This is a genomic window from Thalassoglobus neptunius (assembly GCF_007859735.1).
GTDB lineage: Bacteria > Planctomycetota > Planctomycetia > Planctomycetales > Planctomycetaceae > Thalassoglobus > Thalassoglobus neptunius.
Genome location: NZ_SIHI01000025.1, coordinates 13,330 through 33,396, shown reverse-complemented (window position 1 = coordinate 33,396; position 20,067 = coordinate 13,330). Strand labels below are relative to the sequence as shown.

The window sequence follows — 20,067 nt, the reverse complement described above, 5'->3', positions numbered from 1 at the left end:
TACAAATGCAAGACTACATTCCTGCGGATACCGACCTCAACATGGGGACCGTAGCTGGGAGCCAGAAAGTGATGACACCGAAAGTTGTGATGATGCGAGACAGGATCAGTTCTTCACCAGTTTCATCGATCGGTTTGATCTGCGTGTTGTTACTCGGCTGTGGCGGCGGATCCGATCCCGGAGGATCTGTCGACCCGTATGCTGATGCTCCCGGATCCGACCAACCGGGATCTCTGGTCTCCGGAGCCCAGTCTCCCTTTGGCACAGGGAGTTCTGCTGACCTCCCGGCGCTCAAAGAGGCCGTTCGTGAAATTACGAACCTTCTCAACGGGATGAGCAACGAGTACGAAGGACTCGCGGGAAGCGGAAAGCAAAGTATTCAACTCACACAGACTGAGCAGCTCTATCAAAAGATGAGTCCCATCGAGAGCAAGGTCTCGCAAATGCAGGCCCCTAATGCTGAAGAAGCCAGAACTCTTAAAAGTGAAGTTCTGGAGAGTCTGCTCGATGCCATCAAACGTGCGGAAATCGCAGAACTCCATCTGGAGCGGCAGTACGATTTCAACTCCTTCGGATCTTTCTCTGGCTTCGGAGGAAGAGGGCATGACATCCACGATGGAATTTCGATTGCCAGAAGTGCATTGAATCTGAGCCAACGCAATCTTCCCGTCGCCGAAAAATTGACAACCGGCCCTCCCGCGTCGATTGGTGGAGCCCCTCCGACAAATCGTTCGTTTGGATATCTTCGTGGATTAGGTGTCAGCGAAGCACAATACCGCAGCATGAGCCAGCGTTCTCCCGGACAAGATCCTGTCCCGTGGCAGATGCAAGCTGACCCGGCGATTTATCCATACGAGCTCAGCGAAGAAGCGATGCTGGAGATTGATGTTCCTTCGACGGATTCGCCGCCGGGACCGTTTTATACTCCCTTGCGAATCCTCTATCCGCAAATGCCGTCACTCGTCGTCGGTCTCGGACTGAACGAACGAACCGGCCATCAGCGCGTGATTTGGCAACTCGATCCCAAGAAACGGCTGGGACTCGTCAAGAGCCTTCAACTTCAGGACAGTCACTTAATGGCTTTGAGTCCCGATGGACGTTATTTCGCTGCCCAGCCGGAGAAAACAAACATCATCGGGCTTTACGACATTGATCAGAGAAAGCCGATTGCTCAGACCAACCACGAAATACCTTTGGGTGGAGCGGCGTTTCTCATGTTCGCCGCGGACAACCGCCTCGTGCTTTACGATGGAGCAGTGGCGAAAGTCTGGACCGTTCCGAATCTCGAACTCGAACACACGATCGAAATCGGACGCGACGCTCGACGCTCGGTCTGGTATCCGGGAACGTCGTGGGCATTGAGTCCCGGCGGACGGTATCTCGCCGTTCCTGGCAATACGGGATTCACCTACGACATCATGTTCTACGATCTAACAACCGGACAGCCGGCCGCACAGATCGATATGTCCGGAAGCCGCTCGATCAGTCATGTTGCTTCTGCGTTTTCGTGCGACGGTTCCAAACTCGCGGTTCTGATGGATGGTTCGTGGAATACGTGGATTCAAATCTGGGACGTTGTCTCGGGACGCTTGCTGGCTTCTTATGAAAATGAAGGGTCGCTGAGTCGGGCTGTCGACGGCGAGAGAAAGTATCAGGGGCCCTCAGTCGACTGGTTCCCGGACGGCAAACGAATTCTGGTCTACGGAAAAGGAATCTTTAACACGGAAACCGGCGCCGGGGAAAAGTTCCTGACGTCCAACGTTTTCTATCGACTTGGGCTATTAACTGATCAGCACATTGGCGTCGTTCAGCGTGACGTCTTCGACACTTTCGATCTTGAGGAAGTTCCAACAAACCTCACACGCTGGAACAGCGAGCAACTCGCCTCCGAAGCGATGGTCGCCGACAATCCGTTCGAAATCACTCCAACCGGTGGAAAGAATGTCGCGACCGTCACTGATCGTTCACAGGTTCAATATGTCCATGTTGAACGGCAGCCTCTCTGGAATCTTCATCCCGACCCGGCTCAGACGCCGTCGTCTTCAACGGGACAAATCAACGGTTTCACTGGGCAACATGTCTATCACGCCAGTCTCACTCCCAGTGAGAACATGGCTGTCGCAGGTTATACCAATCAGGCGATCCGAATCTGGAACGGGAAAACGTCCGATCTTGACAAGCTCAAGAGCTGGATTGAATACGGCGACATCTCTTCAGCCACTCGACCTGAACGGTTCGAGTTTTCCTTCCCGTCCGGGTTTCACGGAATCTCTCCGTCCGGGAAATTCGTCGTCACTCGGGACCTCGAAGGCTTTAACCGATTCGATCTGTGGGACCTTGAATCGAAGAGTCACGTCGCCGGTTTCTTTCCTTATGATCAGGGAAGAAGCGACGGAGGCGCCCCGATTTTGTGGTGTGAGTTTCTTGACGACAGTCATCTCTTCACCATGGCAGAAAAACAGCTGACGCTTTGGTCAGTCCCCGAGGGCAAGGCAGTCTACGAGGTCTTTCTCGACTCCGTCCAAAACTGGCCGGTTTTCAGCCCGGGCCGAAAACAGCTGGCTCTTCTGGAAGGGGGCGGCATTACCGTCATCGCTTCGGACACAGGCGAAGTCCTCGCGCGAGGGGATCAGCTCGGACTCTCAGGTGAGTTGTCAGTAGTCGCCTACACAGCCGATGGAACGTCGCTGGCGTTGCTCAGTTCTCCTCCGGGCGGAGGCGAAATGGCCATCATCGACACAGCTACCGGACAACTCAAGACCTCGTTCCCGTTGCCGATGTCCGGAAAAACGCTGCAATGGTACGGAAACGATTTCGTCCTCGTGGACGGAGGATATCTTGTCTCAGTCGACAAGAAGGCCGTTGCTTGGATCTACAATCTCGACGGTCTGCGAATCGCTTCGCAGGGCGGAGAGAAGAACTGGTTTCTCTCGCAAATTAAATCCAACGATCCTTATCAGCTACTCAACACACCGTTGCCGACTTCTCAGGCCGTGAACGCTCTGGCGAGCGCCGATCCGCCGATTGACCTGCTGTTACAACCGGGGGGATCGATTGCCCTCGACATTCAGGTTCCGACTCCTCCGAATCGGGGAGGGTTCTCTCAGGAAGTCACCGAAGCAATGACGCGACAATTCGCGAGTCACAATGTTCGCATCGATCCGTCATCCCCACTGAGGCTTGTCATTCGCGGGGAACATGGAAAGACCGGCGACGGAATCAGCCTCGGCCGATACGGTTCGCTCTTCTCAAGAGACTCCGATCTCGACGAAGAACGCGTCACGTGGACGCTATCGATTCGTCAGGGAGAACAAACGCTCTGGCAGCGATCGAGTTCCACGAACAACACCGGCAGCGTCGACATTGAAGATGGCGTGACCGGGGACGCAGCCATCCAGCAGGCAGCCGCTCAACTGAGCGAAAGAATGTGGACAAACGCAGCTTCGTCTCTGCTCAGGTTTGAACTTCCGAGATACGTCTTCGGTCAAAACGCCGGACGCGGACTCGGTTCCAGCAAACTCGGTTCGTCCCTTTAATTGGCGTTATTTTCTCACTCACTCTTCTGAATCCGACACGAGCCATGATGTCTGTGTGCAAACAGAAGACTCGCTGCGGTTAGAAAGAGAGGGTGGATCAGAAGATTGAATCGACTGTAACCAGTGCGAGCATGATTGCACCGACGATCAGCTTTCCGAATGTCCCGAGAAGTCGTCCCCAAAACGCTCCTTTTCCGATGGCGAATCGGTCGCCATGCAGACGTTCCCGCTCGCCGAGATAGGCCCCTCCGAATGCCCCGAGGGCACCGCCGAAGACCGCTGCGACCACACTCCCGATGAAGGGAATCGGGACTCCCATCATCGCTCCGGTGAACGTTCCGATGAACGCGCCCACGATGGAATAAAGTGCTCCTCTTCGGGTTCCTCCCAAGCGAGTCACTCCAGCCGCTCCGGCTGCCGATTCAAGAATTTCTCCCAATATTGCGAGTACCGCGAGTACGCCCACGACTGTCCAACTCACTCTTGGTTGCAAGTCGAGCGGGAGGAGATAGGCATACAACGCCGAAAAGAAAAGAATGAGCCAGTTTCCCGGTCCCATCAGCAAAGTTGTCCCCCACGAACAGAAATTCGCAATGAAGAGGACGTTAATGTAGACGTAAACCATATGTGTCACACAAAACGGGGTCGGGACATTCCATTGGGATCAGGACATCATCGCATCTGCGGGTCGATCTTGGGGTGATCGCTACTGCGACGATGTCAATCACTGAGTAAGATAGATACCCTACGAACGGAAAATCGGTTCGTCCAAGTCAAACTTCGACGTCTGCTGTGCAATTTTGAAACAAAGCCTCTTTCATGTCTGCGATTGTTCTTTCCACTTTGAATGCTCGATATTGGCATAGCTCATTCGGGCTGCGCTATTTGATGGCGAATCTGGAGGAACTGGCCGCTCAATCGGTCATGCTGGAGTTCGGAATCAAAGATCAGTTGAGCGATGTTCTGGAGTCGATTCTTCAAGAGCGTCCGAAGATCGTCGGATTCGGTGTGTACATCTGGAATCTCGAACCGACAACCCGCCTCGTCACTGACCTCAAACGACTCGCCCCTGAGATCAAAATTGTGCTCGGAGGTCCGGAGGTCAGTTACGAGGCCGACAATCTCGACATTTGCGAGCATGCAGATTACATCATCTCGGGGGAAGCAGACTTCGCATTTCCCAATCTGTGTCGTGAAATTCTGAATGCTGAAGAAAGTTCGCCAAAATGGATCGCCGCCGGAGTTCCCGAGTTATCGAAAGTGCAGCTTCCTTATGAACTGTATACCGAAGAAGACATCCTGCAGCGCGTGATTTATGTCGAAGCCTCTCGAGGTTGTCCGTTCACTTGTGAGTTCTGCCTGTCCGCACTGGACATCCCGGTTCGACAGTTCGATATCGATGAGTTTCTCGCAGCCATGCAGAAGCTCCACAACCAGGGAGTCCGGCAATTCAAGTTCGTCGATCGAACCTTCAATCTCAACATGCGTGTCAGTCGCGCCATTCTTGAGTTCTTTCTTGAACGCATGAGTGACGATCTGTTTCTGCACTTTGAAATGATTCCCGATCGCCTTCCAGATTCACTTCGAGACCTGATCGTTCGGTTTCCCCCAGGATCGCTGCAATTCGAGGTCGGCGTCCAGACGTTCAACGACACGGTCGGCCAGTACATCAGTCGTCGACAAAACAATCAGCTGCTGGAAGACAACTTTCGCTTTCTGCGGAATCAAACTGGCGTCCACATTCACGCAGATTTGATCGTCGGTCTTCCGGGAGAATCACTCGAAAGCTTCGGAACGGGTTTCAACCGGTTGGTCCGACTCGACCCGCAGGAGATTCAAGTCGGGATGCTCAAACGCCTCCGAGGAACTCCGATCACGCGTCACGATGACGAATGGCAGATGATTTACCAGTCTGCTCCGCCGTATGAGATTCTCAGCAATCGGTTGATTTCATTTGAGACCATGCAACGGATGCGTCGCTTTGCGAAGTACTGGGATTTGATCGCCAATAGTGGAAACTTTCGTCAGTCACGCGATCTCATCTGGGAAAACCGCGACTCAGAATTTGACGCGTTTCTGAACTTCAGCGACTGGCTATATTCCCGCGAGTCTCAGTCACACGGAATTCCATTGACTCGTCTGGCGGAGCAGTTGTTTCGCTTTCTTGTCGATGTTGAAGGACTAGATGAAGAGATGGTCGCGCGATCAATCTGGGACGATTACACGAGCGGAGGACGAGAAGACCGTCCGCGTTTCTTGAAGAAATTCGATCTTCCGAATCCTCAAACACGCTCGAACCGCCAGTCAAAGCTACCTCAGCGACAGGCGAAACATACACCGCAGGCTGAACGGACTTCGTAAGACGATTTCGATGGTCTCACTGCTGGAGCCATTGCGATTTATTGTTCGCTTTGAGGGTTTGAGTCCGGAGCAATTGGAATTTGGTTCGCACTTTGAGAGTCGCTTAGAGAATCGCTGTCTTCGTCACCATTCGATGAATCGATCCCGGTGTGATCCGCCGGAGGCTTCGTTCGACCGTCGAGCAAACAGGCGACGTTGACATCGCCAAGCACATTGATTGTCGTTCGACATCGATCCAGGAACCAGTCGACCGTCAGAAGCAGCGGGATGTAGCTGATCGGGAGGCCGACCGCTGAGAAGACGAGTGCCATCGTCACAAGCCCCGCTTCGGGAATTCCTGAAGCACCGACTGAAGCGATGATCGACGTGAGAACCACCGTTGCCTGTTGGGCAATCGAGAGATCGTTTCCGATCAGTTGCGCGATGAACAGTGCAGCCATCGCTTCGTAAAGTGCTGTTCCGTCGTTATTGAAATTGGCCCCAACTAGTGCACCGAGACTGGCGGACTCCTCTGAAACGCCGACGTTCTCCTTGAGATTGGCATAAGTAACCGGCATCGTGGCTGTGGAGCTGTCTGTCGAAAACGCCATGATCATTGCATCTCGCACTCCACGAATTGCATCAAATGGTTTCACCCACGAGAAGAACTGAATTCGGAGGAGGTACCAGACAGCTTGAAGCGCCAGCGCGACGAGAACTGCGACCACAAAGTTGCCCATCTTGAGCAACTCACCGAGTCCCTTGACGCCCACGGTTGTTGCGACAACAGCAAAGACTCCGATCGGGACCAGTTGGATAATCCAGTGAAGAACCTTCAGTAAGACCTCATAGGCAATTTCAACGAGATCCACGATATTGACGATGGGACGATCGCGATAGCTGCGAAGAGCGGTTCCGAACGCGACCGCGATGATAATGATTCCGATCACATTCTGTTTGTCTCCCAACGGTCCCAGAAGACTTTTGGGGATGTTGGAGATCAGAAGTTCGAGCGGCGACTTTTGAGCGTGGTCCTCCTCCAGAGTGACCTGAGCGGATTGCTCTTCCTCGGAACGCGCACCGGGCTGCATCAGATTCGCAACGCTTAAGCCAATTAAGATCGCGACCGTCGTGTTCAGAATGAGCAAACCAGCCAGACGAACCGCTTTGTTGCTGGAGATTTCCGTCGTCATCAGAACATGCGTCACCGCAATCAAGATGAGCGGAGGAGCCAACGCAGCAAGCAGCTTTAGGATGACCTGACTGGGAATCTCGAAGATGATCGCACGTTCTCCCATCAGGAGACCGACGACCAACCCGATTCCCATGGAAATCAAGATTCTGAGGTAAAGCGGAATCGCGTTCCAGCGGCCGAGGATGCTCTTCGATGCAGTCGATTCATTGCTCATCTTGATCTCCGAATCACGAGGGAAACGTACTTCTTGCGTTCATCTTCCGTGCCTACAACCGCAACTCGGAATTGCTTGATGATGATCGATTGCAAAGCAGAGTAGGGTTGCCCACTTCAGTTCAGCAAGTGAATACAGCTGAGGGTGCAAAGTTGTTGAGCTGAATGCGACGCTCAATCCGAAACGGGAATTGAGTGACTTTGGATCAAAGGATTCTTGATTTCCCTTTCGTCATTGGGTTCTCAGATGCACCGTTTCAGGCGACTGATTGTTGCTTTTTAAAAAACTCAGAATGCGACTTCGCCGATCGAATGGAATCAGCATGTCAATTTCTCTACGATTTGCTCCTGCCTAAAGATCTCGTTTTCATGGACTCTTCCCCAGGTACAACGTGCGATCATTCATTCCTCTTTCTCTTGTCTTTATATTCTTCCTTTCTGGCAACGGATTGCAGGGACAAGATGGGTTCTCGCTCGGAAGCGGGGTAACAGTCCCGGGCCGCATCAGTTCTCCATTCAACACCTGGGTCCCGATTGAGTTTTCCGCGCGAAATGCATCGGATGAAGACCGGATGGTGCTAATTACATCCGCGCTGGATGGAGAAGCGAGTCAAAGTTACGGGCGAAGGCTTTGGCTTCCTGCCAATTCTGTACGACGCGCTTCCTATCTTGTCCGAACTCCCGCTCTTCCGAATCCCAAAAGCGATCCGGTGAATGCCGAACTGCGAACGATGTTTCTGCTCGAGAAGAACGGAGTTGAAACGGCCGTCACGTTTTTCGGGGAAGGCAAAGTCAATACACGACCGATTCGGTGTGCTCGCGACGCAGCGACAACACTCATCCTGACTGACTATGGAAAAGTAGAGGCTGAGTCTCTGGTCCGGTCGATCACGGACTACAACCAGATTTCCTACTATTCCATTCGAGGGCAAGAAAGCGCTCGACGCGTCATGGACTACGACGGGCTGACTCATCTTGTGCTGGCTTCGCGAAGCATGGAGATGGATCCCGAAGCGATCGATGCCGTTCGAGAATGGGTTTTCGCGGGCGGGCGCCTGTGGATCATGCTCGATCAAACAGGCGAATCTCTCGCCAACGCGCTGCTGACTGACGGAGGGAGTCTCGTCCCTGTCGACGAAACCGAACTGACATCAATCGCCATTACCTCGCATCCTGGGAGTTCGACATCCGGAGATTCGCAAGAAATTTCCTACGAAACTCCCGTCCCGATGGTGAACGTTCTGGCGGACGATTTCGAGACAATTCTCGATTGTCAGGGGTGGCCCGCCGCGATGGTCAAGCCGTATGGTCGCGGAGAAGTTCTTGTCACGACTGTTGGCGCACCGGCTTGGCATCTGACCAAACATTTTGAAGCTCGACGCGAGGAAGAAACGCCCGGTTTGACTCGCGCTGGTCTCTCTCTCAGCGAGCGATTTTATCGACCGAAGACGTTCATCGAAGTCGCGGAACCAGACTGTTCTGAGCCCACACTCAGCCAAATCGGTTACGTCATCCCCAGTCGATCAAGAGTCGTTTTCATTCTCATTGCTTTCTGTGCGGCTCTGGTTCTCGTCAGTCTGATGCAGTGGAAGCGTGAGCAATTGATGTCGATGACAGTTTACGCTCCACTTCTCGCATTCACTGCGATGGGAGCCCTCGTGGCGATGGGGGCAAGTTCACGAACAGCAATTCCAACAACATCCGCAACGATGTACATTGCCGAAGTCGATGAGAGTGGGCACAGACTTCTTGAAGGTGCTCGCACCATTTATCGCGATGATGCGGGAGACATTCCGATCGAACTCGACGCTGACGGGTTTTATGAGTTCGTCCCGAGTCTGCCGGGTGCCGCGAAACGCATGATCTGGACCGACTCGGGATCAGTTCGATGGGAAAACCTCGACATTCCCGCGGGTGTGCAAACGGCGAAATTTCGTCTGATGCAAAACGAACGACCAACCGCAGCTGTGTTGAGTTTCGGAATGGACGGACTTTCAGGCCGACTCACGAATGTTCCTGAAAGCGAAATCCGAGAGAGCTTAATTGCTTTTCCGGGAGGGCGTTTTTCGAGAGTTGAATTCGCTGAAGGCGGTCTCATTCAATGTCCGCTCAGCGGGACACTTGCTGATGATCAGTTTGTTTCCGGAGATGTTCTCGACGATCGTGAACGTCGATACGTTTCCATATCGAAGGAGCTTTTCCAAAGCCATCGGCGTCTCCCCGATTCCCCGCGATTGTACTACTGGACGGACGCTTCCCCGATCAGAATTGATGATATTTCCCCAGAGCGGCGCGTCGGCGATGCGTTGTTCAGTGTTCCGATCAGCATTCATGCTCCCGCGCCGGGATCACCATTTGCCGCTTCCTCGTCAATGATTGGTTACCGTGCGACCAACCATCCGATTTATGGAACGTCGACTGTTTACGTGAATCAGGACGGAGCTTGGCGAGCGTCCACATCTCAGGAAAGCTATACGACACTGCAATGCTTTCTGCCTGACGACATTGGTCCCATTGGCGTCTCCGAGATTCGAGCAACACTGGACCTGAGAATCGCAAACAGGGAACTGAAGCTTCTCGTCATTCGCCCCGACGGAGAGGAACAGGAAATCGCCACCTGGACGAGTCCCGTGGGTCAAAAACAAGTCGTCCTTCAAGACGAAGCATTCTTCTCGGACGATCCCCAAGACTTTCTAACGCTCCTTCTTCATGTTGGTCCGCCCCTGCAACAGATCGAAGGCGAAGGAGAAAACGCTTTGGGGTGGAGCATTAATGACATCACCTTCGAAGGAGAATTTGTCGCTCGGTAAATTCTCCCCGGCGTCGATCTGACCGATCCCGACCCGTCCCCATTTTCCCGCCGTTTCCCGCATTCAGACTTCGTGACAGTGAATCTTATGAACGACAGCGAGCCTCTTGTTGAAATCAATCACGTCACCAAACAGTATGGTGATTTCGTCGCACTGGACGATCTCAGCTTGCAGCTTCAACGTGGCCGGATTCTTGGTTTCATTGGACCGAATGGAGCGGGAAAGACCACGACGATCAAAATTCTTGTTGGACATTCCAAACCGACTTCCGGGTCCGCCAAAGTCGCTGGATGTGACTGTACGAACGAAGCTCACAAGATCAAACGCCTCGTCGGATACATGCCGGACACGTTCGGATCTTACGAGCACATGCGGGTGAGCGAGTATCTCGACTTCTTCGGCGCCGCTTTTGGAATTCCTCGCAAAGTGCGACGCAAGCGCATTGAAGAGGTAATGGAAACCGCCAGCGTCACGAGAATGAAAGATCTCTTCGTCGAAAGCCTTTCTCATGGGATGCGTCAACGTGTCGGGATCGCCAGAACGCTGATTCATGATCCGGACCTGTTAATTCTCGACGAACCTGCAAACGGACTGGATCCGCAAGCGCGAATCGAAATGCGTCTTCTGCTGCTGCGACTTGCAGAAGTGGGGAAAACGTTGATCGTGACCAGTCACATCCTTCCCGAACTGTCACGAATTTGTCACGACGTTGCTGTCATTACTTCCGGAAAGCTGCGTGCTTTTGGAACGCTGGATGACGTGTTGCGACAAGTTCATCAGAAACGTGTCTTTGAAATCCTCGTCACGGACACTTCTGATGTTGCGGAAATGACTCGACTTATCAATGAACAACCCGAACTGGAAGCAGACGTCGAAGCATCCGAGACGGAATCGACCGTCCGATTTCAAACGACCGTAGATGATGATTCAATGCAACGATTGCTTGCTCAGGCCATCACGCGAGGGTTGTCGATTGTTCAGTTCCGAGAGGTTCAAGTCGACCTTGAAGACACCTTTATGAGCGTGACCAAGTCCGATGCACAAAACTCACAATCCACGGAAAGCGTAATCGCATCCGGTGGAGGTGCCGAATGAACAATCCCGTCGTTGAGCGAGAATTGATGACGACCTTCCGGTCGCCACGGTCAATCATTCTGATGTTGGCTCCTGCGTTCGTGACGTCGTTGCTGGTCGTGCTTCAATGGCCAACTGACGCTGTTGTTTCTGAGTCGGGGCGACGGGCTCAGGAAGTCTTCAGCATCTTTGGATATGGACTCGGAGCACTGGTTTGCCTGCTGACTCCAGTAACGCCTGCCGTTTCGATCGTGCGTGAACGTTTAAAGGGAACTCTGAATCTCCTCTTTCATACACCGCTCGGACGTCTCACTATTTACATCGGCAAGCTCGTTGGAGCGGTCGCACTCTTCATTCTCTTCTTGATGATGACGCTTCCTGCGGCCGGAGCCTGCTACGCGATGGGAGGGATGACAATGACCGGGGATCTCATCCCCCTGTATCTCGTTCTGATTGTCGCGGGAATTCAGATCTCTGCACTGGCACTGGCAGTCAGCAGCTACAACAAGAATATCGATTCCGCAGTTCGCACATCTTACGCACTGACGCTGCTTCTCGTCGTCGGCACGATGGGGCCTTATCAGGTTCTTCAAGGATCCGAAAATCGGCTCCTTGCAATCGGTGCCGACTGGCTGCGACATGCGTCTCCGCTGCCTGCATTGTCCGAGGTTCTTGGACATGGAGATGTGGCGGGGCAGGGGATTGTTTCTCATGCGAACTCAGTGTGGAGATACATCATCGTCGCTGGAGTTTCGACGCTTGCTTTCGCGGCACTGACAATTCGGCGATTGAGTGTTTCGATCTTTGACGAGTCGCGGGATTCGGGAGTCATGACTGACGATCTCGAATTGTCGCAGCGGATGTCTCGTCGAGTGTTCTTTCTCGTCGATCCTCAAAAAAGGTCCGCTGGAATCGCCGACTGGTCGAATCCGGTTCTCGCAAAAGAATTTCGTTCTCGCAAATTCGGGCGTGCCACCTGGATGCTACGACTCATCGCCGTCTGCGCTGTTGCATCCATTGCACTCACATACTTCGCTGCAACAGGTGTTGAAGACTGGTCTGTCGAAATGATTGGCGGATTGCTCGTGATCCTGCAAATGGCGCTGATTGTGTTGCTGGCTCCGGGGATGTCCGCGGGGTTACTCGCAGGCGAGATTGAATCGGGCGGTTGGACGATGCTTCGAATCACTCCGCAATCGTCGATGGCCATTGTTATTGGAAAATTGCTGAGCGTCAGTTGGACGATGGGGATGATCCTTCTCGCAACTCTGCCGGGTTATCTGGTCATGATTTACGTCAAACCGATCCTCCAACAACAAATCCTGCTCGTCATCGGCAGCCTCGTTCTTTCATCAATCTTCACGGTGATTACGAGTGCCGCGATCGGATCGTTTTTCCGAAAGAGCACGCCTGCCACGCTCACCTCGTACTGCATATTAACTGCGATCACCGCACTTCCAATTCTCATCTGGCTCGGTCGAGATGCCCCGTTTGGATTTCGCACCGTCGAGACCGCTTTGATCATGAATCCAATGTCCTCCGCACTTGCTCTTATGGAAACACGAGGATTTGAACCTTATTCCATTGTTCCATGGAATTGGTATTTCCTGATCACTGGTTGCATCATCGGACTCGTAATCTTCTGGCGGAGAGTGGAAGAATGTCAGAAGCCCGACTGATTCTTTCCACTTCCATTTGAAAAGATCTTCATTGCGTTACTGGAGAAGAAACATGCTGACGGTTGCTCAGGGCAGCAAGCTTGGTTCGATGATTCTGTTCGCGTTCGTTGTGATCACCTCCACAGCTTGGATGTCTCATTCCGTCAATGCACAGGAGAATGCCGATCCTGAATCCGGTCCTCGAAGATCGATTCATTTTCGGACCGTCCCCTCATTTGAATTGCGTCAGTCTTCGATTCAGGAGCGAGACGTCCCGGCGAAGTTGTGGTTTCAGGCACTCAAGCGTCAGGAACGTGATCCGATTTGTCGAGCGGCAGAATCGTTTGTCGTCGCTCATCGCGAAAATCTCCCGGGAATCCCGGAGGAGACCGGAGCACTCCTTGAGAAAGTCTTCTTCGAAACGGACGATCCCGCCGCGAGAAAATGTCTGGCTCTTGCCATCGTTGAGTTTGACGCAATCAGCGACACCGAACCATACGAGGAAGTTGTCACCAGTGGTGAGTTCGAACTCTCGCAAATTCTGGAACCTGAACTCGCCCGGAAAGGATCGTCCGCAACGATTGAGCGAAATCTGTCGCGGCTGTCCGATCCCCTCACTGCCCGTCCGCTTTTGCTTTTGGCCATCGAAGTGGTTCGAGTTGGAAAAGTGACTGAGGCGCGAGAGGCGTTGCAGTCGATCGTACTCAATGGTCGTGCTCGTTCCGACCTGAGAATGAAATCTGCTCAAGCATTGGGCGAGATGTTTTCAACCGGATTGATCTCTGACGCGACAGAACTGGCTGACCGGACTGATGATGTTGCTGCTCCGCTTCTGGCAGTGCGGCTGATTGAAAACCATCCCGATGAATCCACTGTTCCGATTCTTCTGAAGCTTGCGAAGTCTCCCGTGCCCGTGGTTCAAGCAACGGCATTCACGCTTCTGGCGGATATCGACCCTCAACTCGTCGTCGATCTTTCTCAGGAGCAGTTCGAACTTGCACCGAGTTTAAGTCACCCACACGCTGGAGTTCGACTCGCATTAATTCAATCCGCGTATCGAGTCGGCGACTTCGACAGCGTCGAGATCCTCTGCGAGTTTCTCGACGATCCGAATCCGAAGAATCGACAGCTCGCGGCCGATGCATTGTTTGTGATCAGTGCTGAGAACGATCAACTTCGTCAAGCCGTGGTCGATAGCGTTCTCACTTCGCTGCAAAGCGATTCCTGGCGGCCCCTCGAACATGCAAGCCTGCTGGCTTCTGGCCTGGAGATGAAAGACGTCACTCCCAGGATGATGGAATTGCTGAAACACGATCGCCCTAAAGTTGCTGCTTCGGCAGCTTATGCCCTCAAAGTCTTTCAACAGGAAGAATCACTCGCAGCTGCGACCGAACAGATCGTCGAAAACACTCCCAGGATTTTCGACTTTCGCGACCCGCGAAACCGAGTCGCCTTCAAATTGATTTGTGAACAAACTCAGCATCTTGCAGAACTTGTCGGAATGATGAAGTATCGACCTGCCGACGAGGCACTCCGAGCATTCATCCCGAAAAAGGAACCGGGAAACATCGTCATCACTGATGATCTCACACGCGGAGTGGCAATCTGGTCGCTGGGACAAATGCACGCGGGCGACCCTGATCCTGAATTGATTGATGCCTGGATCGATCGCTTGAACGACACAACTTCTCTCGTTCCGGAGTTTGAGTACATTCGAGAAGGAGCTGTTTACGCTCTTGCGTGGTCCGGCGATCCCGGTCTGATTCCCTATTTGAAAGTTTATGCCCTGCGAGACAGCCTCTCGCGCGGAGTTCCCACCGCGAGTGCATGGGGAATCGCAGAACTGGGTGGCGAAGAAATTCCGCTCCCGGCGCCTGTTGAAGGATTCAATGACCGCAACTGGTCGCTTCGATATTCCGAAATTCCTGAAGTGAGTGAACCGTCGGACAACAACACTCCTTGAGGCTGTTCGTCGCTGGGGAACCGGCACCGTCGAGATTGTGGTGTTGTCTGTTGTTGCCTGACGCGAGCAACTGAAGGACTTGTGAATCAATGCGTCCTGAACAACGGACTGCAAAGGGGCGTCTGTCCAAAGCTGTTTCACTCTTTGATCGAAAGAGAAATCTATGGGGTTCTATCGAAATTGTCTCATGCTCGCTGGCTGTCTTCTGTCAGCTCTGAGTTTTCTGGGAAGTGGTGTCGTCGCTGCCTCCGAGTTGCCTCCGAACGTCGTGATCATGATGGCCGATGACATGGGACTCGGTGACACGAGTGCTTATCAGGACCTCAACGGCAATAGCGACGAATCGCAGATTCTGACACCCAACATGGAACGTCTCGCCAGACTGGGAGTGCGGATGACCGATGCTCATACTCCGTCTTCTCGATGCTCTCCGACTCGATATGGACTCATCACAGGACGATACCCGTGGAGAAACCGGCTCAAACACTGGGTCTTGTTCGGGGCTCAAGGTGATCCGATGATTGAACGGGACCGCCCGACGATTGCCACGCAACTTCAGGATTTCGGCTATCACACAGGAATGGTAGGCAAATGGCACGTGGGGCTGCGATTTCGCAAATCTGATGATCATCCCGCAGACGGATGGGACGATGCGGACCTGAAATTTCCTCTTTACGATACTCCGCTCGATCATGGATTCGACGAGTGCATCATTACCTCTCGCTCCCATGGAACATCGGGACCAAAATCGAACACCCGACAGAACACTTCCGAACAAACAGTTGGGCCGGGACACATTGAGGGGAGGACTGCGATCGGAGCGACGGGGAACGGGAAGCAACTCGTCGAGAGTGGCCCCAATGCCTACATTCTCGAGGATTTGGGAGGTCGGCATTCCGATCACGCCATTGACTTCCTGAATCGGCATCTCAAGAACACTGAAACCGCAGCCTCTCCGTTCTTTCTTTACTATGCCTGCAACTCGAATCACTCGCCGTACACTCCGGTCGATTCGATCGATGGTCAACCAGTGAAAGGAGAATCTCGAAGCGTGGCTGGCCAGAAAATGGGCGAGCGAGAAGATTTCGTCTACGAGAATGATGTCGCTCTCGGCCGCTTGATCGACTACCTCGAGAACACGCCCGATCCGCGTCGACCGGGACATTCATTGGTCGACAACACACTCGTGATCTTCACAAGCGACAACGGCGCTGAAAAGAATCGCGACACTGCGACCGGACGGTGGAGAAGCAATAAAGGGTCTTGTTACGAAGGCGGGCATCGCGTTCCGTTTATTGCTGCCTGTCCCGCTGCTGGAATCGGAGATGGAAATGATGAAACTCCCGGTCTGACCAACGAGTCTCTCATTTGTCTGACTGACCTCATGGCCACAATCGCTGATCTGAACGAACAGAGTCTTTCATCCATTGAAGACGGAGCCAAAGGGGCCGAAGACAGCGTCAGCATCTTGCCTGCCCTGAGAGGGGAGAAGCTGGCACCCCGTCCGATGTTCTACAATGATCATCGTCAGGCCGATGATCCCGCAGCATGTGCAATGCGTTTGGACGATCCGGTCGTCAACGGAAATCGCGTCGACGGAAAGTGGAAAATCTTCTTCGACGCAAACCTGATTCGCCGAGGAATCCCTCAGCCGTTTGAGCTGTACGATCTTGCTGTTGATCCGTATGAACAAACGAATCTCATTAACGACGTCCAGCTGAAAGAGTTAATCGCTCACTTATCGTCGGTTGCAGAGCGACACAGAAATTCTGGAGGTCATCGTCTCGCGGAAATCGCCAGCGATCAGAGAGTTGCATTCAACTGGGCACAAACCCCGTTCATTCCGGAATCGCCGGGACTCACACTCGTCGATCTCCGTGAACGCTTTCAGAACGAGGAGCACTCAACAGTGAGTGTCGAAGCAGAAGGCGTCACTGCAAAGTTCACCGCTGTGCCGGGATCGTCGAATTATCCGGCCCGCTTTTCCGTGAATCCACGCGGTGTCGGCATCGAAGGCGGGGCCTTCAAACAGGTCGATGACGGTGAGTCAATCATCGTGACTTTCGATAAAGATGTCATCGTCGAGTCGGTCGCGATCGTCGCTGGCAACGGTGTCTGCGGTGGATTCTATCAAGTCGGTGAAGGATCTCCGCTGGCGATTTATTGTGTGGATGCAGACATCGATGCGAAGGATCAAGCGGGAATCTTGAGTGATATTGGTCTTCTCAAGGCGGGCACTCCGCTCCGTCTCGACAGCCATCCACACTACGGTGTCGAAGCTCCCGGTCAATGGAGGCTGGAGTCGTTGACGATTCGATTCCTGAAGTGATGAAATGCGATTGGGGCAACGGTTCGAGAGATTTCGTTTCCCTTCAATCAACTCAGACACTGAGCGATTTCGAACAGTAAGAAGCTTTGTGTTTCCTCAGCGAGGCAAGTTCATCGATTGGCATCTCGCTAAAGTCAGGAGATTCAGAATGACGTTCATGAACAGCGCCCCGCGGTTTCTGGTCACTCGTCTCCCCGACAGTTTCGTCATTGTGCTCGGGTGTCTGATCTCCTGTGTCGCGGCGGCCAGTGAGGTCGAGCTGACGCTGAAAGTCGTCGATGCGGAAACGAATCGTCCGGTCGCTTCGCGAGTTGTTCTCCAATCTGAAGACGGGCAGTACTTCTTCTTCGAATCAATCGACAGCTCAGGCACTTCAGAACGTTATGAAAAGCGAAACTGGAACAACCATAACGCAGCAGAGTTTTATACGACCCTGTCCGCTCATCCAGCACGCTCAACCCTTCCGACCGGGACGTATCACCTCACCGTTTTTCGCGGGAAAGAATACCACGCGCACAGTGAACGTCTCCAACTGGATGAAGAGACATCGTTGACGGTCACGCTGAAGAGATGGATCAACCTTGCCGACCGCGGTTGGTATTCCGGCGACACGCATCTTCATCGAACGATTGAAGAACTCAAAACGGTGCTTCTGGCTGAAGATCTCAACGTCGCGTTTCCGTTAACCCATTGGGTCACGCATTCAGACACTCTTCCGAGTGCAGGCGACAAGAACCAACAGACCAAACTTCCGGACGGACTCGTCGAAGTTGACGAACGACATGTCATCTGGCCCCTTAACACCGAGTACGAAATCTTTCGTGTGGCCAATCAGCCACACAGTCTCGGAGCACTGTTCATTCTTGGACAAGAGGAACCGCTCACGAAACCGGTTCCGCCGTGGCGTCCGATGATCGAGTCTGCCAATCAAGGTGAGCTGCCGGTCCTGTTCGATATGGACAAGCTTGACTGGCCCTTCGCGATGGTCTTGCCAACGCTTGTACCGGAGTCATTGTACGAACTCGCCAACAACCACATGTGGCGAACCGAATTCGGGTTTCGCAATTGGAACACTGCTGCCCCTCGTGAGATGTTTCCGCCGTACGGGAGAAAAATCGGCGGGGAGCGGGAGTGGATCGATTACACGATGGGAATGTATTACGCGCTTCTGAATTGCGGCTTTCGACTCCCTCCTTCCGCCGGCACCGCCAACGGAGTTCATCCCGTTCCTGCTGGATTTGGCCGGGTCTACGTTTATCAACCCGAGGGTTTTGACTATTCGGAATGGAAGAAAGGACTTCAGGCGGGCCGCTCTTTTGTGACGACTGGTCCGATGGTTTTTGCAACGGCAGACGGACATCCTCCCGGACACCATTTCTCATGGTCCACTGACTCCGATCCTCAGAAGCAACAGCCATCGATTCCGTTGTCCATTGAGGTCTGCTCGGAAAAACCTGTGTTGTACGGAGAAGTCCTGATCAACGGACGACCGGAACATTTGCTCCGCGGCCAGAACCAACAGCTTCCCAACGGAAGTTTTCGGTCATTGATCGAGCTTCCGATCGAACCGATTCGATCCGGGTGGTTCGCCATTCGATTCTGGGAACAGCGAGAGCAGGGGAGGATTCGTTTTGCGCACACCGCTCCATGGTATGTTTCGGTCAACGATGAACCAGTCCGGCCGCTCGAACACGAGAGAGCCTATCTTGTGCGACGAATGGAAGAGGAAATTGCGCGAAGCGAATCAGTGTTACCAGCAGATGCACTTGCCGAGTACCGCCAAGCGCTTGAGTTCTATCAGAGCCTCCCGGTCGTCGACGATTCGCTAAGTGTCAAGAAAACATCCCGTCCATTCAAAGACGAAGCCGATCGTAATCGCTGGCTAAAGACAATGGTTCTTGATCATCATTTCTCAGCGACTGAAATTCGACAGGCGACGGGAATGACCATCGAAGAAGCGCAAGAGGCCGTCGAAGAATTGGACAGCGATCAACCTCTACAAGCTGTCGTGAAGATTCGTCCTTTTCCCGGAGGACGGCATCCTCGATCCGGATTTCTGGAAGGAGCCATTGACCCGCAACGTGAGACAAAGGTCAGCATCTTTCCGCCATGGGAAAACGGGGGATACGTCGTCGTCGATGTCCCGGAAGCGATCTTCTCGAACCTGGGCCTCACTTACCTTGCGCATACTCACATTCCGACGATCTGGGATGAACAGCAGAAGCAACTTCCTCAACTGGAATGGATCGAAACTGACGGAGAACTGCTGAGCGAGCGAACACTCCCGAACGGAATTACGTTCTCGAGTTCCGTCGCGAAAGAGGATACCGGGACGCGAATCAAGATTTCTCTGACAAACCGAACTGAAAACCCGCTGACGGGAATGCGGGTTCAGGTCTGCACGATGCTCAGTGCGGCCGTCGGCTTTGACCGGCAACAGCCCCTCGAATCGATCGAACGAGAATCGATGATCGCCGTTCGATCTTCAACAGGAAATCGCTGGATCTTGACGGACTGGAGACCGAATCATCGCGTCTGGTCGAATCCTCCAGTTCCCTGCATCCACTCGGATCCCAAGTTCCCCGATTGCCCGCCCGGAGAAACCGTCTCCGTCGAGGGCGGTTTGTGGTTCTATGAAGGAGACGACGTCGACCTGGAAATGGACCGACTCAGTGAACGGATGGAAAGCACTGCTTCATCCAGCGCAGGAAACTGATCGACTCGATTCGACGGTGCCATCGACAATGACACCTCACTCCGTGGACCGGCTCAGCGGACAGGCTGTGCAGACTCGGGAGAAGGCCGCTCCTCTTTTCACAGAGATGCGAGGAATTCGCCCCTCACGCATGAATTCTCGCAAACCGATCTCTGCTTCTTCGAACAATCCCTACAAGTGGACCTTGCGTCTTCGTTCTTGTCGCCGTTCGCGGAAGCAATTCTCCTGATTCG

At 53.3% G+C, this 20,067-nt stretch carries 10 protein-coding genes; 8 read left to right on the top strand and 2 right to left on the bottom strand.

What is annotated here, in order from left to right:
- The first annotated feature begins 5 nt into the window (after nucleotides 1–5).
- Nucleotides 6–3,536: a WD40 repeat domain-containing protein gene (locus KOR42_RS20055; protein ID WP_146511621.1), complete on the top strand. Its 3,531-nt coding sequence runs from the start codon at nucleotides 6–8 to the stop codon at nucleotides 3,534–3,536.
- A 97-nt stretch (nucleotides 3,537–3,633) separates the two neighbouring features.
- Here KOR42_RS20055 and KOR42_RS20050 read toward each other — a convergent pair whose 3' ends face one another.
- The gene (locus KOR42_RS20050; RefSeq protein WP_146511620.1) at nucleotides 3,634–4,161 is read right to left on the bottom strand and encodes a DUF456 domain-containing protein; all 528 of its coding nucleotides are present in this window, start codon (nucleotides 4,159–4,161) and stop codon (nucleotides 3,634–3,636) included.
- 194 nt (nucleotides 4,162–4,355) lie between these two features.
- Here KOR42_RS20050 and KOR42_RS20045 point away from each other — a divergent pair, with 194 nt between their 5' ends.
- Nucleotides 4,356–5,897 (top strand): B12-binding domain-containing radical SAM protein, encoded by a 1,542-nt coding sequence (locus tag KOR42_RS20045; RefSeq protein WP_146511619.1) that lies wholly within the window; start codon nucleotides 4,356–4,358, stop codon nucleotides 5,895–5,897.
- A gap of 38 nt (nucleotides 5,898–5,935) precedes the next feature.
- Here KOR42_RS20045 and KOR42_RS20040 read toward each other — a convergent pair whose 3' ends face one another.
- Nucleotides 5,936–7,285, bottom strand: coding sequence for a dicarboxylate/amino acid:cation symporter (locus KOR42_RS20040; protein WP_146511618.1), 1,350 nt, complete (start codon nucleotides 7,283–7,285; stop codon nucleotides 5,936–5,938).
- Nucleotides 7,286–7,676: 391 nt separating this feature from the next.
- Here KOR42_RS20040 and KOR42_RS20035 point away from each other — a divergent pair, with 391 nt between their 5' ends.
- From KOR42_RS20035 to KOR42_RS20010, 6 genes are all read left to right on the top strand, one after another.
- Nucleotides 7,677–10,094: a hypothetical protein gene (locus KOR42_RS20035; protein WP_146511617.1), complete on the top strand. Its 2,418-nt coding sequence runs from the start codon at nucleotides 7,677–7,679 to the stop codon at nucleotides 10,092–10,094.
- An 87-nt stretch (nucleotides 10,095–10,181) separates the two neighbouring features.
- On the top strand, nucleotides 10,182–11,189 hold the full coding sequence (locus KOR42_RS20030) for an ABC transporter ATP-binding protein (protein ID WP_146511616.1): 1,008 nt from the start codon (nucleotides 10,182–10,184) through the stop codon (nucleotides 11,187–11,189).
- Nucleotides 11,186–12,847, top strand: coding sequence for an ABC transporter permease (locus tag KOR42_RS20025; protein WP_146511615.1), 1,662 nt, complete (start codon nucleotides 11,186–11,188; stop codon nucleotides 12,845–12,847). The genes KOR42_RS20030 and KOR42_RS20025 overlap by 4 nt, the downstream gene beginning before the upstream one ends.
- A 52-nt stretch (nucleotides 12,848–12,899) precedes the next feature.
- Entirely contained in the window at nucleotides 12,900–14,789 is a 1,890-nt protein-coding gene (locus KOR42_RS20020) for a HEAT repeat domain-containing protein (RefSeq protein WP_146511614.1), read from the top strand.
- A 163-nt stretch (nucleotides 14,790–14,952) separates the two neighbouring features.
- Complete coding sequence (locus tag KOR42_RS20015) at nucleotides 14,953–17,118, top strand: sulfatase family protein (protein WP_146511613.1); 2,166 nt, start codon at nucleotides 14,953–14,955, stop codon at nucleotides 17,116–17,118.
- Between the two features lie 148 nt (nucleotides 17,119–17,266).
- Complete coding sequence (locus KOR42_RS20010; protein WP_146511612.1) at nucleotides 17,267–19,834, top strand: CehA/McbA family metallohydrolase domain-containing protein; 2,568 nt, start codon at nucleotides 17,267–17,269, stop codon at nucleotides 19,832–19,834.
- The last annotated feature ends 233 nt before the right edge of the window (nucleotides 19,835–20,067 follow it).

Excerpts from the sequence above, each read along its gene's own strand:
- KOR42_RS20055 (WP_146511621.1), top strand. The coding sequence starts at position 6 with ATGCAAGACTACATTCCTGCGGATACCGACCTCAACATGGGGACCGTA.
- KOR42_RS20050 (WP_146511620.1), bottom strand. The coding sequence starts at position 4,161 with ATGGTTTACGTCTACATTAACGTCCTCTTCATTGCGAATTTCTGTTCG.
- KOR42_RS20020 (WP_146511614.1), top strand. The coding sequence starts at position 12,900 with ATGCTGACGGTTGCTCAGGGCAGCAAGCTTGGTTCGATGATTCTGTTC.
- KOR42_RS20010 (WP_146511612.1), top strand. The coding sequence starts at position 17,267 with ATGACGTTCATGAACAGCGCCCCGCGGTTTCTGGTCACTCGTCTCCCC.
- KOR42_RS20025 (WP_146511615.1), top strand. The coding sequence starts at position 11,186 with ATGAACAATCCCGTCGTTGAGCGAGAATTGATGACGACCTTCCGGTCG.
- KOR42_RS20015 (WP_146511613.1), top strand. The coding sequence starts at position 14,953 with ATGGGGTTCTATCGAAATTGTCTCATGCTCGCTGGCTGTCTTCTGTCA.
- KOR42_RS20045 (WP_146511619.1), top strand. The coding sequence starts at position 4,356 with ATGTCTGCGATTGTTCTTTCCACTTTGAATGCTCGATATTGGCATAGC.
- KOR42_RS20030 (WP_146511616.1), top strand. The coding sequence starts at position 10,182 with ATGAACGACAGCGAGCCTCTTGTTGAAATCAATCACGTCACCAAACAG.
- KOR42_RS20040 (WP_146511618.1), bottom strand. The coding sequence starts at position 7,285 with ATGAGCAATGAATCGACTGCATCGAAGAGCATCCTCGGCCGCTGGAAC.